The organism is Rufibacter aurantiacus (assembly GCF_017916345.1).
GTDB classification, from domain to species: Bacteria; Bacteroidota; Bacteroidia; order Cytophagales; family Hymenobacteraceae; genus Nibribacter; species Nibribacter roseolus.
Genome location: NZ_JAFMSV010000006.1, coordinates 223,951 through 238,527 on the forward strand (window position 1 = coordinate 223,951; position 14,577 = coordinate 238,527).

The window sequence follows — 14,577 nt, forward strand, 5'->3', positions numbered from 1 at the left end:
TTAAGCTATCAGCTGTAATTATCTATCCAGCAGCAGCCCGATGCCCAGCAGCAAAACAAAGCAAAGGGTAGAAAGGGCCATTTGTTTCAGGAGCGGATCCAGTTGGGCGGGGGTTTGCCGGCGTTTCACCTCGCGACCGTTGAAGATCAGCAGCGGCAGGGAACCCAGAAAGAGCCAGGGCCAGTACGTCGCGTTCTCCCGCACCCAGACAAACACCACCGTGCACAGGATGCCCGCCAGCAGCAACACCATATGGTACCTCCGGGCCCGCAACGCGCCCAAACGTACAGGCACCGACCGTTTGCCCGCCAACTCATCTGATTTAATATCGCGGATGTTGTTCACGTTCAGTACGGCTGCTGAGAAGAAACCCAGGCTGGAGGCCGGCAGCAGCAGTTCTGAGAAGATGCGTTCAGTCTGCAGAAAGTAAGTCCCCAGCACCCCTACCCAACCGAAGAAGAAGAAAACCGAGATATCGCCCAATCCGGCATACCCGTAAGGTTTGCCGCCGTTGGTGTAGCCAATGGCCGCCCAAATAGCGCCAATACCCAAGAGCAGGAAGAACAGGAACAGGTATAATCCCGAAGTTCCCAAAGCTACCCACAGCAATCCTATACCAGAAACCAAGGACAAAAGACTGAATACTATGATGGCGGTTCGCATCTGCCCGGGTGAGATCTGCCCGGCCTGCACGGCCCGTTTCGGCCCTTCGCGGTGTAGGCTATCGGCGCCGTGTTTGGTGTCTCCGTAGTCGTTTGCCAGGTTAGACAGGATTTGCAGGAAAAGCGTGGTCAGGACGCAAAGCAGCAATACCGGCCAACGGGAAAGATGGTCGGCGGCAGCCAGGAAACCACCCATGCCAATACAAGACAAAGAAAGGGGCAGCGTGCGTAACCGGAAAGCCGATACCCACGTGCCCGCTGTTGGCCGTTTTGGGGCCGTTATCTCTAAATCCACTTAAAACTGTTAGCTATTGATGTCACGCAGCAACTCCTCGCTCAGAGGAGAAACTTTGGAAGGATAGAATTTAATGATTTGGCCTTCTTCGCTGATGAGGTACTTGCAGAAGTTCCAGGAAGGGGCGCTGGTGTTGCTACCGTTGGCTTCTTTGCTGGTGAGCCACTTGTAGAGCGGCTGCTGCTCGGCGCCTATCACAGAGGCTTTCTGGAACATGGGGAAGGTCACCCCGAAGTTCTTCTGGCAGAACTGGGCAATTTCCTCGTTGGAGCCTTTCTCCTGACCACCAAAGTCATTGGCCGGGAAACCCAGCACCACCACTTTGTCGCCATGCAGTTTGTGGAGTTTCTCCAGGTCTGCGTACTGCGGCGTGAAACCACACTCAGAGGCGACATTCACAATGAGTACCTTCTTGCCTTTGTATTTCTTCAGGCTGGTGTCTTTTCCGTCAATGGTCTTCAACGGAATGTCATAGATAGAGGAAGAGGCCGTGGCTGTATTCATGTTGGTTGCGGTTGGTGTCTCCGGGGTCTTGGCAGCCGGCGAAGAGCAGGCCATCATGAGAGAAAGCGAGAATAGGGTTACAAGCTGTAGCATAATGCAAATGGTTTATTTCCTTAACCGTTATGTATAAAATATGTTCTGTTACTTCTCTGTCAAGCCAAGGAAGAAGGCTTCTCCGTTTTAGAGCTGTTTTCACCAAAACCGGCCTAAAGCAATCCCGGCCTTCCTCCTTTAACGTTTCCTGCTTCCCTTCCGATTCTCTGATCTTTGCCTCTTAGACAAATTACATACGCTCCGGTACCGAAATCCCCAGCAAGCCCATCACCAGTTTCAGGGTTTTGGCCACCTGCGCAGACAAGGCGATCCGGAAACTCAGCACCCGGGCATTGGCCTCCTGGAAGATAGGCACCTCGGTATAGAAGCGGTTATAAGCCTTGGCCACGTCAAAAGCGTACTGGGCAATGATAGACGGCGCGTAATTGCGGGCCGCCTCGTCAATGATAGAATCTGCGTAGTTCAGCAGCACCAAGACTTCGCGCTCGGTCTCGTGCAATTGTTCCACCCCGGCAAAAGCATCAGCCGTGGCCGAGATGCCCAGTTCGTTCGCCTTTCGCTGGATGGCGGCAATACGCGCGTGGGTGTACTGGATGAACGGACCGGTATTGCCCTTGAAGTCGATGGACTCTTCGGGGTTGAACAGCATCCGCTTCTTGGGGTCTACCTTCAGCAGGAAGTACTTGAGCGCGCCCATGGCCAGGGTGTGGTAGAGTTTCTGCGCCTCCTCCGGGGTGAAGCCCTCAATCTTGCCTAGTTCATCGGTTTTCTGGCGGGCGGTGTCAATCATCTCCTCCACCAGCTCATCGGCGTCTACCACGGTTCCCTCGCGGGACTTCATCTTGCCGCTGGGCAGGTCCACCATGCCGTAAGACAAATGATAAATGCCGTCGGCGTAGGGTTTCTGCAATTTCTTCAGAATCGCCTTTAAAACCTGGAAATGGTAATTCTGCTCATCGGCCACCACGTACACAGACTGGTCGTAGTGGAAATCCTGGTATTTGAGTTCGGCGGTACCGAGGTCCTGCGTGATGTACACCGAGGTTCCGTCGGCGCGGAGCACCAGTTTCTCGTCCAGGCCTTCCTCAGTGAGGTCAATCCAAACAGAGCCATCGGGTTTCTTGAAGAAAACGCCTTTTTCCAGGCCTTCCTCCACACGGTCTTTGCCCAGCAAGTAAGTGCCGGACTCATAGTAGAACTTATCGAAATCAACCCCGATGTTCTGGTAGGTTTCATGGAAGCCCTCGTACACCCAGCCGTTCATCTTCTCCCATAGCGCGATAGTGGCGGGGTCATGCTGTTCCCATTTCTGTAGCATTTCCTGGGTTTCCAGCATGAGCGGCGCTTGCTTTTTGGCCTGCTCCTTGTCTACGCCTTGGGCTACCAACTGGTCAATCTCCTGCTTGTAGGCTTTGTCAAACTCCACGTAGTATTTGCCCACCAGGTGGTCGCCTTTGATGCCGGCGCTCTGCGGCGTCTCGCCCTGCCCGAATTTCTCGTAGGCGATCATTGACTTGCAGATGTGGATGCCGCGGTCATTCACCAAATTGGCTTTAATTACCTCGCGGCCAGCGGCCTTAAGGATCTCGGCTACGGAGTACCCCAGGAAGTTATTGCGCAAATGGCCCAGGTGCAGCGGCTTGTTTGTGTTAGGCGAGGAGTACTCTACTATCACTTTCTGTTTAGGGCCTGTTTCTGCCAAATTAGCCCCTAAACCGGAAACCTGCTCCGCGAACTGCTGTAGCCACACGCTGTCTTTGATTTCAATGTTCAGGAAGCCTTTGACCACGTTGTAGCCGGCCACCTGCTCTGAAACCTGCGTCAGCGCCTCGCCCAAGGCCTGGCCAATCTGCTCAGGGCCTTTGCCCAGGGCTTTGGTTAGCGGGAAGGTCACAAACGTGAACGTGCCGGCAAACTCTTTGCGCGTGGGTTGTAGATTAATCTGCTCTGCGGGCAGCGTATGCTGGAAAGTATCTTGTAAAGCCTGGCTCAGCGCCTGGGCAATCTGGGTTTCAAGTTGTTTCATCTGTCTTTAAGCCATAGGTACTGACTGCGCCTCTTTGGCCAACCGGTCCTGAATAGCTTCTGTAGTGTGTTCTAAAATTTCAAAGGCGTTCTGCGCCATGGTATTCTCTGCGTCCAGGGTTGGGTTGATCTCCACCATCTCAAAGCAAACCACCTTGGGGTCGCTCACCAAAAGGTAACACAGTTCTTTGGCCTGGGCCACGTTCAAGCCCACCTCTACCGGAGTACCGGTACCTTTGGAGAACTTAGAGTCCAGGCTGTCCACGTCAAAAGAAACGTAGATGATATCACAATCCCGCAGGCGAGCAAGGGCTTCCTCGGCCACCTGCTCAATGCCTTTGGCCATCACCTCGGGGTAGGTGAAGTTTTTGATGTTATGCTTGTCAAACAGGTAGACCTCGGGCTTCTCATAGCTGCGGGTCACAATATAGACAATATGCTGGTGTTTGATCTTTGGCTGGTCTGTGCCTACCTTCTTGAGGGCCTCCCAGAAGAAGATGGTCTCAGGGTCTGGGTCGTTCACCTTGCGCTCCAGGTTGTCTTCAGAGAGGGAAACCGCCAACGGCATGCCGTGCATGTTACCGGAGGGCGTGGTGTACGGCGAGTGTATATCGGCGTGGGCGTCTACCCAGATCACCCCCAGCGTTTTATCTGGGTAAGCGGCCTTGATGCCGGCAATAGTGCCCCCCGCATTGGAATGGTCTCCGGCTAGCACCAGCGGGAACATTCCCAGCTCCAATGTTTGTTCAACAGTGTTACTGATGCGTTTGTACGTCTGCAGCACACTGTCAATGTATTTGGCGTACGGGAACAGGTTTTTTTCAAACAGCACGTCATTGAGGTTGGGCACCTCCACGGCGGTGAACCGTTTGAAATAATCTGACTGTTTGTTCAGGCATGCGATCTTGAGGGCATCTACGCCCAAACTAGCTCCGCGAGTGCCCGCCCCAAGCTCAGATTTCACTTCTATCAGTCTGATTTTTTTCATGCAAAACGGAAACTAGTTTTTGCAAAGATGGTAAAATACAAGCAATTTCGCACGCTATCCGTTGGGGATAGCCCTTTAGATTATAATGGATAAATACACAGACCTAATACACCAAACCTTTGATTTCCCCACTGAGGAATTCACCGTTCACGATAACGAACTATATTTCAACGGCATCCCTATGATGGAACTGGTGAAGCAATACGGCACCCCGTTGCGCCTCACCTATTTGCCTAAAATCAGCTCCCAGATACAGAAGGCGAAAATCCTTTTCCGGGAGTCCATGGAGAAGCTGAATTATCAGGGTACCTACACCTATTGCTACTGCACCAAGTCATCGCACTTCTCTTTTGTACTGGAAGAGGCCCTGAAGAATGACATCCATATTGAGACCTCGTCTTCCTTTGACATGCCCATCATCCGGGCCCTGTACGAAAAAGGCAAGGTGAACAAAGACGTATTTGTGGTGTGCAACGGCTTCAAGCGCGAGCTCTACCGTGACCACATCACCTCTATGCTCAATGACGGCTTCAAGAACGTAACCCCGGTGCTGGACCACCTGGGCGAGATTGACCACTATGAGCAACACGTAACCGGCGAGTGCCAGGTGGGCATCAGGCTGGCCTCTGACGAAGAGCCTAAGTTCCAGTTCTACACCTCGCGCCTGGGTATCAACTACAATGACGTAGTAGACCTGTATAAAACCAAGATAGCGAATAATCCTAAGTTCAAACTGAAGATGCTTCACTATTTTATCAATACAGGCATTAAGGATACTTCTTACTACTGGTCAGAACTGAGCCGTTTTGTGCACAAGTACTGCGAGATGAAGAAGCTGTGCCCAGAGCTGGACACCATTGATATTGGTGGCGGTTTCCCAATTAAAACCTCTATCCAGTTTGATTACAACTACCGGTACATGATTGAGGAGATTCTGCGCACCATCCAGAACATCTGCAAAGCAGAAGGGGTGCAGGAACCGAATATCTTCACCGAGTTCGGGATCTACACCGTGGGGGAAAGCGGCGCGCACGTGTACTCCATCCTGGATACCAAACTACAGAATGACAAAGAGTTGTGGTACATGATTGACGGTTCGTTCATCACCAACCTGCCGGATACCTGGGCTCTGAACCAACGCTACATTCTGCTGGCCTTGAACAACTGGGATAAAAACTACCAGCGCCTGAACATTGGTGGCCTTACCTGCGACAGCCAGGACTACTACAACTCAGAGATGCACTCTTTCCAGGTGTTCTTGCCTAAGATCCAGAAGGAGCAACCAGAGCCGCAGTATATTGGATTCTTCCACACGGGCGCCTACCAGGAAAGCCTGAGCGGGTACGGCGGAATCAAGCATTGTTTGATTCCCTCGCCCAAGCATATCATCATTGACCGCGAGGCAAACGGCGAGTTGAAGTCATGGGTTTTTGCCGAGGAGCAGGACGTGGATTCCATGCTTCAAATACTTGGATATAAGGATTAAGAAATATTTCTTCAAAAGAATAATAATCCTAAACAAAAACTGTAGATTTGAAGTAGAATACCTATATGTTGTATAATTAATAATATGAAGAACCTCTTTTTATTCGCTTCAATCTGTATGTTGGGCTTTGCATCCTGCAAATCGTCTACTTGCCCCGCCTATTCACAAAAATCTGATCGCTCGGTGGAGCAAAAAGTAATGGCGAAAGCTGTTGCCAAGACTCCGCAAACGAACAAAGTGAACGGATAACGTTCTTCTGATTTAATATAATCTTATTGAAGGCCCGGAAGTCAGCTTCCGGGCCTTTCTTTTTATGGTGCTTTCTGAAAATGGGAAATAAACAGCCAGTTTACCCATGGCGTTTTAGCCCTGTTTTCAGGAAAATGACTCGTAAACAGAATTCCCTTATTCTCCTATTTGGCCTGGCTTGCAATCCACTGGGCAGCGGCCAGCAAATCTCTTTCCTGCTGCACGTGCGTGCCTGCCGGATGTGGCCCCACCAGTATCCCAGAGATCCCGCATTTCGCGGCGGCCTGAATATCCCGGGGCTGGTCTCCCACGAGCCAGCAAGCCATTGGATCTAAATTGTACTTAGCGATGGCCCGCTCCAGCATGAGGCTGTCTGGCTTGCGGGAAAGGGACTCAGAAACGGATGGGTGACCGGGTGCCATATAAAGATCATCCAGAAGCTGTCCGCAGGCGTCCTGCAGTTTCTGATGGCAGGCCAGTACATCGGCTTTGGAATACAGGCCTTTGGTGATGCCCGCCTGGTTCGTGACCACAATAAGTAAATAGCCCATTTCCTTGAGTAAGGCCAACGCTTCGGGCACGCCGGCACAGACCTCAAAGTCCTGGGTGCGCCAGGTATAGTCTCCCCTTTCCACGTTCAGGACCCCGTCGCGGTCCAGGAAGACGGCTTTCCTTTTTAAATGCTGTTGCTGATTCTCCATTCGTCCAAAAATAGGCAGAACCGGTGAGGCTTTTCACAGGAAAATGGATTTTTGCCTTATTTTATCCAAAATAGATATAAACTGGAAGCCCACTTCTGCGTACGAAAGAACATCTCAATTTGTCCCCTCATGCGAGTAGCAATCATAGGCGCCGGAATTTCAGGATTGGCATTGGCTTACTATCTCCAGAAGCTAGGGATACGCTATGACCTTTTTGAAAGCGAACCCCAGGTGGGCGGCGTTATCAAGAGCGTGCAGAAAGGGGCTTACCATTTGGAGCTGGGGCCACACTCGCTGCAGATGAACGAGGAATTGGAGGAGTTGATCCAGGAACTCAAGCTGGAGGACGAAGTCATAAGACCCGCTACAAGAAGCCAGAACCGCTATATCCGGAAAGATGGGGAATACCACTGCCTCCCCTCCTCTCCCCGGCGTCTGCTTCTGGACTCTTTTTTCCACTGGCGAACCAAACTGAAAATCACGCAGGAGGTGAAATTACCCCCGCAGGAGGTACCAGAGGAAACCGTTAGCCATTTTTTCAAGCGCCGCTTCGGCCAGGAAGTGGTGGACTACCTGGTGAAACCCATGGTGGCCGGCATGTACGGCGGAGACCCCGATAAACTCTTGCTGGAGAAAACCTTTCCGGCACTTAAGGAAATGGAGCGCCAGCACGGCTCAGTGCTCAAAGCCCTTGACCTGCAGGTAGACCTTCCGCACAAACAGGTTGTCTCGCTCCTAAACGGGCTGCAGACGCTGCCGGAGGCCATCGCCTCTAAATTGGTGTCTCTGCACGTTGACCACAAAGTGGAGATGATCCATAAGACAAAAGGGAAATACCTGCTCAGCATCAGGCACGATGTAGAGGGCTTAGCCGATGAGGAATTTGACGCGGTAGTGGTGGCTTTACCGGCGCACGCTGCCGCAGAACTGCTGGACTTCACCACCCCTGGCTTGGCAGCGGCTCTGCACAACGTTTCCTACGCGCCCATGACAGTGGTGCATACCGCCTACCGCAAACATGCCATCGGGTTTCCGTTGGATGGATTGGGCGCCATGCACCCGCAGAAGGAACAGCCTTTCAGTTCAGGTACGGTCTGGAGCAGCGCGCTTTTCCCCCGTATCTGCCCGGATGATGAAGTCCTGTTCTCCTCTTATGTAGGCGGCAGCCAGGCCGCCGAGTTCGCCAGTTTGCCTGAGGCCGAGATCCTGCTTAGGGTACATGAGGAACTCACGGAGAACTACAATATCTCCGCCACACTGCCGGTTTTCCAGCATTGTTACCGTTGGCCCTCGGCGCTTCCGCAAGCCGATATTTTCATCACCGATGTGCACCTCATGCTTGGCTTGCTGGAGCAGGACCAACTGTACGCCTGCACCAACTGGGTTGCCGGACCAGCCATTCCGGATTGCGTGCGCTATGCGAAACAGCTGGCCCAGAAAATTTTTTCCCAGCGCCCTTCCCTCCCTTAAGGCCTTATAGGCTATATTTGGGGGATGAAAGAGTCCGTGGTGGTCATCCCGACCTACAATGAAATAGAAAACATTGAAGCAATAATCCGTAAGGTCTTTTCATTGCCCCACCCTTTCCATGTCCTTATTGTAGATGACAATTCCCCAGACGGCACTGCCGAGGCGGTGATGCATCTGCAGACTGAGTTCCCCGATCGGCTTTTACTGGAGCAGCGCAAAGGCAAGCTTGGCTTAGGCACGGCTTACATCCACGGTTTTAAATACGCCCTACAGGCTGGCTATAAGTTCATCTTTGAGATGGACGCCGATTTTTCGCACAATCCCAATGACCTGATGAGCCTGTACAACACCTGCGCGGTGGAAGGCTATGACCTGGCCATTGGCAGCCGCTACAGCAGCGGCGTAAACGTGGTGAACTGGCCCATGAGCCGGGTGCTGCTCTCCTACTTTGCCAGCCGCTACGTGCGCCTCATCACCGGCATGCCTATCCATGACGCTACCGCAGGTTTCAAATGCTATAACCGACAGGTGCTGGAAACCATCAACCTGGACAAGATCCGCTTCATAGGCTATGCTTTTCAAATTGAGATGAAGTTTCTCACCTATAAATTTGGCTTCAGGATAAAAGAAGTGCCCATCATCTTCACAGACCGCACCAAAGGCCAGTCTAAAATGAGCAAAGGCATCATCAAGGAGGCATTTATAGGCGTGATTCAGATGAAGATAGGCAGCTATTTCCGGCAGTTCAAACGCCGTGAGCTAGTAGCGGTATAGGGCCTGTTTTCCTTATAACAGCTTAAAAACCGAAGCCGCTTTGCCCCTCTTCCATGGTTTTGCGGTTGTTTAGGCGTATCTTTCATTTTCTATTTAATGATGGTATCCCCTGTGCGGGGCTAAACAACTGCCTTCCACTGGATACTGTCTGCACCTTATCAATTACCTGATACGTGAATACAGATATCTTATTTTGGGTGGGGTTCAATGCATTCGTGCTGATCCTGCTGGCGTTAGACCTCTTTGTTTTCCACCGGAAAACGCACGTTGTAAAAATAAAAGAGGCTTTGCTGTGGAGTGCCTTCTGGATTCTTCTCTCCCTGGCTTTCAACGTGCTCATCTATTACTGGAAGGGTAGCGGCCCGGCCCTGGAGTTCCTCACGGCCTACCTCATTGAGAAGTCCCTGAGCGTAGACAACCTCTTTGTGTTTATCCTCATCTTTAATTTCTTTAAGGTTCCCTCAAAGTTTCAGCATAAAATCCTTTTCTGGGGCGTGTTGGGGGCCTTGTTCTTCAGGGCAGTGTTCATTCTGGTGGGCGTTACCCTGCTGGCCAAGTTCCACTTCATTGTCTACATTCTAGGCGCGTTCCTGGTGTTCACCGGTATCAAGATGGCCACTTCCGCTGGAGACGATGACATTGACCCAGAGGCCAACCCAGTGGTGAAATTCGTAAGCCGTTACATGCCGGTGACCAGCCGACATTATGAAGGTAACTTCTTCGTGAAACTGGACAAGACGCTTTTTGCTACGCCGCTGTTCCTGGTACTCATCATGGTGGAGACCACGGATATTGTTTTCGCTGCGGATTCAATCCCAGCAATCCTGGCCATATCTAAGGATCCATTCATTGTGTATACCTCCAATGTTTTCGCATTGCTTGGGTTACGGGCCCTTTATTTTGCGCTTTCTGGCATCATGCAGCTTTTCCATTACCTCCATTATGGCCTGTCCTTGATTCTGGTCTTCATAGGAGTAAAGTTGCTTATCTCTGGGTACTATGAAATCAACATGCTGGTAGCCCTGGGGGTGGTAGCCTTCATCCTGACCACCTCTGTGCTGCTCTCGCTGGTATTCCCTAAGAAAGAAGGCCCAGTGGTTCCCATCCAGGAACAGGAAGAAGAAACCAGTGCTTAACTATTCTCCAGGGGCCTTGCTGCTTCAAGGGATAGCCTGATCACACTTCTGTTTTAGGGCTGAATTAGTTGAAACGGCTTAAAAACAGGATCCTGTAGAATAAATCTCGATACGTTATGTACCTAAAAGAAGAGGCTGCGTTCCGTTGGAGCGCAGCCTCTTCTTTTTTATGCCTGGGGTTATTAGAAATCCAGTAGGTCAATAGGCGCCAGTTGCAGGGTATCCATTAACTGCACATGGGTAGTGTCTGGTTTAGGGATGATAAAGCTTCCAGCCCGGCCGCTTAGATTCACATAGGTAGAAACGTTGGCTGCCTGCGAGGGCGAGATTAACCCACGTTTGAGCATGTTCCCGCTGATCAGCTTGAAGAAGTACCTCGGATAAGCTCTCAGTCCACCGTAGGCATCAAAATAGGTACGGTACTGTTTAGGCTTCGGCACGATGCTGGCCAGGAAAAGACTTTCTTCCAGGGTCAATTGACTAGGCTCCTTAGAGAAGTAGAACCGGGCCGCCTCTTTGATGCCATAGACGTTTGGTCCCCACTCAATGATATTGAGGTAGACCTCAAACATACGTTCTTTGGTGGTAAGCCTCAAGTTCTCCATGATCCAGACAATGAGTGCCTCCTCTACTTTTCTGGTGATGGTTTTCTTTCTGGTTAGAAAAGCGTTTTTCACCAGCTGCATAGACACCGTACTACCGCCCCGCACAAAGGAGTTCTCCTTGATGTTGGTGATTAATGAATGCCGGAAAGCTCCCTCATGGAAACCTTTGTGCGTCATGAAACGCGGGTCTTCGGCGGTAAGGATGGCATACTTCAGGTGATTTGGGATCTGGTTGTATGGCGTGAAGTTAGGGTTGGATGGCCCTACCTGAAAGGTTCTCACCACTTTGCCTTTCTCATAGACTGCATGGGTAAACTCCTGGTTTAGTTTCCTTAAGTCTACCGGCCCAAACTGGGTGATGTTGAAGTCTGGTGAGGCATCCAAATCAGAGTCAAACTTAAGGCTGTCTACCTGGGCCATGTCTACGTAGAAATTCATCCGGTACTTGAACGTACCGGTGGCTTGCACGCCTTGGAAAGTATCAAACAACCCAGGAGGCAGAGATGCAAACAAGTCATTAGCCGGAATATCAGGTGAATCTATCTTGATCCCAATCTTACGTTTTGGACGGGTTTCATAAGTGGCCTCTGGGTAGAAAATGGCTTTGTTGATGCGCACCTCAGACTCTGGTCCTAAGGCGTAATAATGGTCACCCAACGTCAGGACGTACTTCATGGCTCCATTCTGCACTGTTACATTTTCATCCGCAATCTTGGGGTGATTCAGCACCAATCCGTAAGCGCTGGACTCACCTTTGATGGTAAGCTGGTTATTTTTGTAGACCTTATCGGTGATACTGAGGCTAAGGGTATCAAACCGCATGGTAGCCCCAAATTTTTGCTGAATATAAGGGACCTCTATACTACGAGACTGGTTGTCGCCAAAGAATTTAGCCGAGAGCAGGTAATTATCTGGGTCAATCACTCCTTTCACATACATAATGTTAGTGAGGGCCTCTGTGGTAATGGTCATGCGCGCATTGATTTCCCCGTCCTCTACCAACATGGTTGGAAGGTTCATATTAATGGTACGACCATCATTCTTGAACAGCACAGCCAGGTTTCTGAAGTTCACCCCATCTGGCACGTTCTCAAAAGCCGTCTCGATGAGCCGGTTAAGCAATGTACCGTAATTAGAGGTTTTCTTGGCGGTAGAATCTGCTTCTTCTCCGGTGGCTTGCTTTTTATACAGGAATGAGAAGTTATCTACGCTATCCTGCTTAAAGGCCGTGATGGCGCCCTGCGCCATATCAAACTGCTTGAATACCATTCGGCCCAAAAAGAGCGACCTGAAACTCACGGTTGCCTCTACAGTATCAATCTGCAGCAATTTGGGTCGGTCATGGGGTAATAAAGCAATATCAGTGACCAAAACAGTGTTCAGGTCCACAAACCGGGCATTCCCGATCCTGAGCTTGGCCGGATATTTATTCTCCACTTTCTGGATGGCTTTGGCCACCGCGTACTTTAGAATCTTCTCCCGGTTCAGCAGGAACACCACGAAGCCTAAAATCAGAACTGAGGCGAATACCCCCAACCCAATCAGAAACTTCTTCTTATTCCTGGCAAAAAAATCTGTGAATCTTGACAAGGTGCTTTGTATAGTTAGTTATAATCAAGAGCCATACTTTATTCTAGCTCCAACTTGCAAAAGTAACGCAATACCCGATACCTAAAAACTCCTGGCACTGCAACTGGGTAATTACGGAGGGTAAAGTACAAGGTTTATGAAAAGAAACGATTAAGAACTGGGTTTAAGTTCAGGTAGCTAGAGGTTCTCATCTTCCTTTATATCTTTGGGTAAAATCTGAATTTATGAATTTAACTGCGCTTACCGCCATTTCTCCTATAGATGGACGCTACCGTAACCAGGTAGCGCCGCTTGCTGCCTACTTCTCTGAATTTGCCCTTATCCGTTACCGCCTTCTTGTAGAGGTTGAATACTTTATCTCCCTCTGTGAGCTTCCTTTGCCTCAACTTAAAGGCTTTGATAGCAACCTTTATGCCGATATGCGGAAAATCTACGAAGACTTTTCGCTGGAAGATGCCCAGGCCATCAAAGAGACAGAGAAGGTAACGAACCACGATGTGAAGGCAGTAGAGTATTTCCTGAAGGACAAGCTAGAGAAACTTGGCATAGGAGAAACAAAGGAGTTTGTGCATTTCGGCCTCACCTCCCAGGACATCAACAACACCGCCATCCCGATGTCACTGCAGGAAGCCATCCAGAAAGAGTACCTACCACTCCTTAACAAAATAAAAGACACTTTAACGGCTTTGGCTATTGAGTGGAAAGACATTCCGATGCTGGCCCATACCCACGGACAACCTGCATCCCCCACCCGCTTGGGAAAAGAGATCCAGGTATTTGTAGAACGTCTGGAACAACAACTTCTTTTATTAGAGCAGATTCCGTTCGCCGGTAAATTCGGCGGTGCCACAGGTAACTTCAACGCCCACTTTGTGGCTTATCCTTCTATAGACTGGGTAGCATTTGGAAATAAATTCCTCCAGGATAAACTTAGTTTAAAAAGAAGTCAGGTGACCACCCAGATTGAGCATTATGATCATCTGGCTGCACTCTTTGACAACATCAAAAGAATCAATACCATTTTGGTAGATTTTGCCCGCGATGTGTGGCAATACATCTCAATGGGATATTTCAAGCAAAAAATCAAAGAGGGCGAGATTGGTTCATCGGCTATGCCGCATAAAGTCAACCCAATTGATTTTGAAAACGCCGAAGGCAACCTGGGAATGGCCAATGCTATTTTCGCTTACCTATCAGAAAAACTACCCATTTCCAGACTGCAAAGAGATTTGACGGACTCCACTGTCCTTAGAAACATTGGGGTTCCCGTCTCACATTCATTGTTAGCTTTGAAGTCCCTGGAAAAAGGAATTGGCAAATTACAGTTGAACAGGGAAGCGCTAGACAATCACCTGGAGGAAAACTGGGCCGTAGTAGCCGAAGCCATCCAAACGGTGTTACGTAGAGAGGGCTACCCAGCACCCTATGAAGCATTGAAAGCCCTAACAAGAACTAACACTAAAATCACAGAATCGTCCATCAAGGATTTTATAGATACCTTGGATGTATCAAATGAAATCAAGGCTGAGTTGAGGTTGATCACCCCTTTCACCTTCACCGGGATTACACTTTACTAAAGTCAATCCACCTTTAAAGAAAAGGCCTACTGTTAACTTGAAAACAGTAGGCCTTTTCTTTGATATTAAAAATGAGAGAAGGATATGAAGCATATTAAGATTTTCCTTTCTGCTGGTTTATTCAAAAAGAAGCTGAAAACACCTTAACATAAATGGCAAAGAAGCATATCATTGCAATGGAGATAACAAGTTAATTTTAGACCCGTTTTCCAATATGATTGTTATAACGCAAAAAGGCCTGCGACCTAATTTGGAGCGCAGACCTTTTTGCTTACACCTATAATATATGGAGTGCATCCTATGGGGAACCCTTATACCTGCAGATTATTCCCAGTACAGCCCAAGGGCAGGCCCCTCCTTCCCCTCCCCGTTTCCCCTGTAAACGCAGAGAACCCCATCCTGCAGCAGCAGAACGGGGTTCCAAAGGTGGGGTTGGCGGCTACCTACTCTCCCGCGTGTGA

Annotated in this window: 11 protein-coding genes; 5 read left to right on the plus strand and 6 right to left on the minus strand. The window is 49.9% G+C overall.

Features of this window, described 5'->3' with window-relative positions:
- Positions 1-18: 18 nt before the first annotated feature.
- From J3P34_RS21930 to J3P34_RS21945, 4 genes are all read right to left on the minus strand, one after another.
- Positions 19-957 (minus strand): 1,4-dihydroxy-2-naphthoate polyprenyltransferase, encoded by a 939-nt coding sequence (locus J3P34_RS21930; protein ID WP_345890394.1) that lies wholly within the window; start codon positions 955-957, stop codon positions 19-21.
- 9 nt (positions 958-966) lie between these two features.
- Positions 967-1,554 carry a glutathione peroxidase gene (locus tag J3P34_RS21935; protein ID WP_210490762.1) on the minus strand — a complete coding sequence of 196 codons (588 nt, stop codon included), beginning with the start codon at positions 1,552-1,554 and terminating at the stop codon, positions 967-969.
- A 190-nt stretch (positions 1,555-1,744) separates the two neighbouring features.
- Positions 1,745-3,541, minus strand: a complete 1,797-nt coding sequence (gene argS, locus J3P34_RS21940; protein WP_210490763.1) for an arginine--tRNA ligase — start codon at positions 3,539-3,541, stop codon at positions 1,745-1,747.
- 6 nt (positions 3,542-3,547) lie between these two features.
- The gene (locus tag J3P34_RS21945; protein ID WP_210490764.1) at positions 3,548-4,528 is read right to left on the minus strand and encodes an arginase; all 981 of its coding nucleotides are present in this window, start codon (positions 4,526-4,528) and stop codon (positions 3,548-3,550) included.
- 85 nt (positions 4,529-4,613) lie between these two features.
- Between J3P34_RS21945 and J3P34_RS21950 the strand changes: the two genes are divergently transcribed.
- Positions 4,614-6,014 (plus strand): type III PLP-dependent enzyme domain-containing protein, encoded by a 1,401-nt coding sequence (locus J3P34_RS21950; RefSeq protein ID WP_210490765.1) that lies wholly within the window; start codon positions 4,614-4,616, stop codon positions 6,012-6,014.
- Between the two features lie 413 nt (positions 6,015-6,427).
- On the opposite strand, the gene J3P34_RS21955 is transcribed toward J3P34_RS21950, so the two are convergent.
- Entirely contained in the window at positions 6,428-6,964 is a 537-nt protein-coding gene (locus J3P34_RS21955) for a D-glycero-alpha-D-manno-heptose-1,7-bisphosphate 7-phosphatase (protein WP_210490766.1), read from the minus strand.
- Between the two features lie 129 nt (positions 6,965-7,093).
- On the opposite strand from J3P34_RS21955, the gene hemG reads away from it, so the two are divergent.
- From hemG to J3P34_RS21970, 3 genes are all read left to right on the plus strand, one after another.
- The gene (hemG, locus tag J3P34_RS21960; protein ID WP_210490767.1) at positions 7,094-8,434 is read left to right on the plus strand and encodes a protoporphyrinogen oxidase; all 1,341 of its coding nucleotides are present in this window, start codon (positions 7,094-7,096) and stop codon (positions 8,432-8,434) included.
- A gap of 24 nt (positions 8,435-8,458) precedes the next feature.
- Positions 8,459-9,208 (plus strand): polyprenol monophosphomannose synthase, encoded by a 750-nt coding sequence (locus tag J3P34_RS21965; protein WP_210465541.1) that lies wholly within the window; start codon positions 8,459-8,461, stop codon positions 9,206-9,208.
- Between the two features lie 173 nt (positions 9,209-9,381).
- Positions 9,382-10,344 carry a TerC family protein gene (locus tag J3P34_RS21970; RefSeq protein ID WP_210465542.1) on the plus strand — a complete coding sequence of 321 codons (963 nt, stop codon included), beginning with the start codon at positions 9,382-9,384 and terminating at the stop codon, positions 10,342-10,344.
- A gap of 182 nt (positions 10,345-10,526) precedes the next feature.
- Here the strand turns inward: J3P34_RS21970 and J3P34_RS21975 are convergent, their stop codons facing one another.
- On the minus strand, positions 10,527-12,539 hold the full coding sequence (locus tag J3P34_RS21975; protein ID WP_210490768.1) for a biosynthetic peptidoglycan transglycosylase: 2,013 nt from the start codon (positions 12,537-12,539) through the stop codon (positions 10,527-10,529).
- A 224-nt stretch (positions 12,540-12,763) separates the two neighbouring features.
- Here J3P34_RS21975 and purB point away from each other — a divergent pair, with 224 nt between their 5' ends.
- On the plus strand, positions 12,764-14,116 hold the full coding sequence (gene purB, locus J3P34_RS21980; protein ID WP_210490769.1) for an adenylosuccinate lyase: 1,353 nt from the start codon (positions 12,764-12,766) through the stop codon (positions 14,114-14,116).
- Positions 14,117-14,577: the final 461 nt, after the last annotated feature.

Excerpts from the sequence above, each read along its gene's own strand:
- J3P34_RS21955 (WP_210490766.1), bottom strand. The coding sequence starts at position 6,964 with ATGGAGAATCAGCAACAGCATTTAAAAAGGAAAGCCGTCTTCCTGGAC.
- purB (WP_210490769.1), top strand. The coding sequence starts at position 12,764 with ATGAATTTAACTGCGCTTACCGCCATTTCTCCTATAGATGGACGCTAC.
- J3P34_RS21945 (WP_210490764.1), bottom strand. The coding sequence starts at position 4,528 with ATGAAAAAAATCAGACTGATAGAAGTGAAATCTGAGCTTGGGGCGGGC.
- J3P34_RS21950 (WP_210490765.1), top strand. The coding sequence starts at position 4,614 with ATGGATAAATACACAGACCTAATACACCAAACCTTTGATTTCCCCACT.
- argS (WP_210490763.1), bottom strand. The coding sequence starts at position 3,541 with ATGAAACAACTTGAAACCCAGATTGCCCAGGCGCTGAGCCAGGCTTTA.
- J3P34_RS21935 (WP_210490762.1), bottom strand. The coding sequence starts at position 1,554 with ATGCTACAGCTTGTAACCCTATTCTCGCTTTCTCTCATGATGGCCTGC.
- hemG (WP_210490767.1), top strand. The coding sequence starts at position 7,094 with ATGCGAGTAGCAATCATAGGCGCCGGAATTTCAGGATTGGCATTGGCT.
- J3P34_RS21965 (WP_210465541.1), top strand. The coding sequence starts at position 8,459 with ATGAAAGAGTCCGTGGTGGTCATCCCGACCTACAATGAAATAGAAAAC.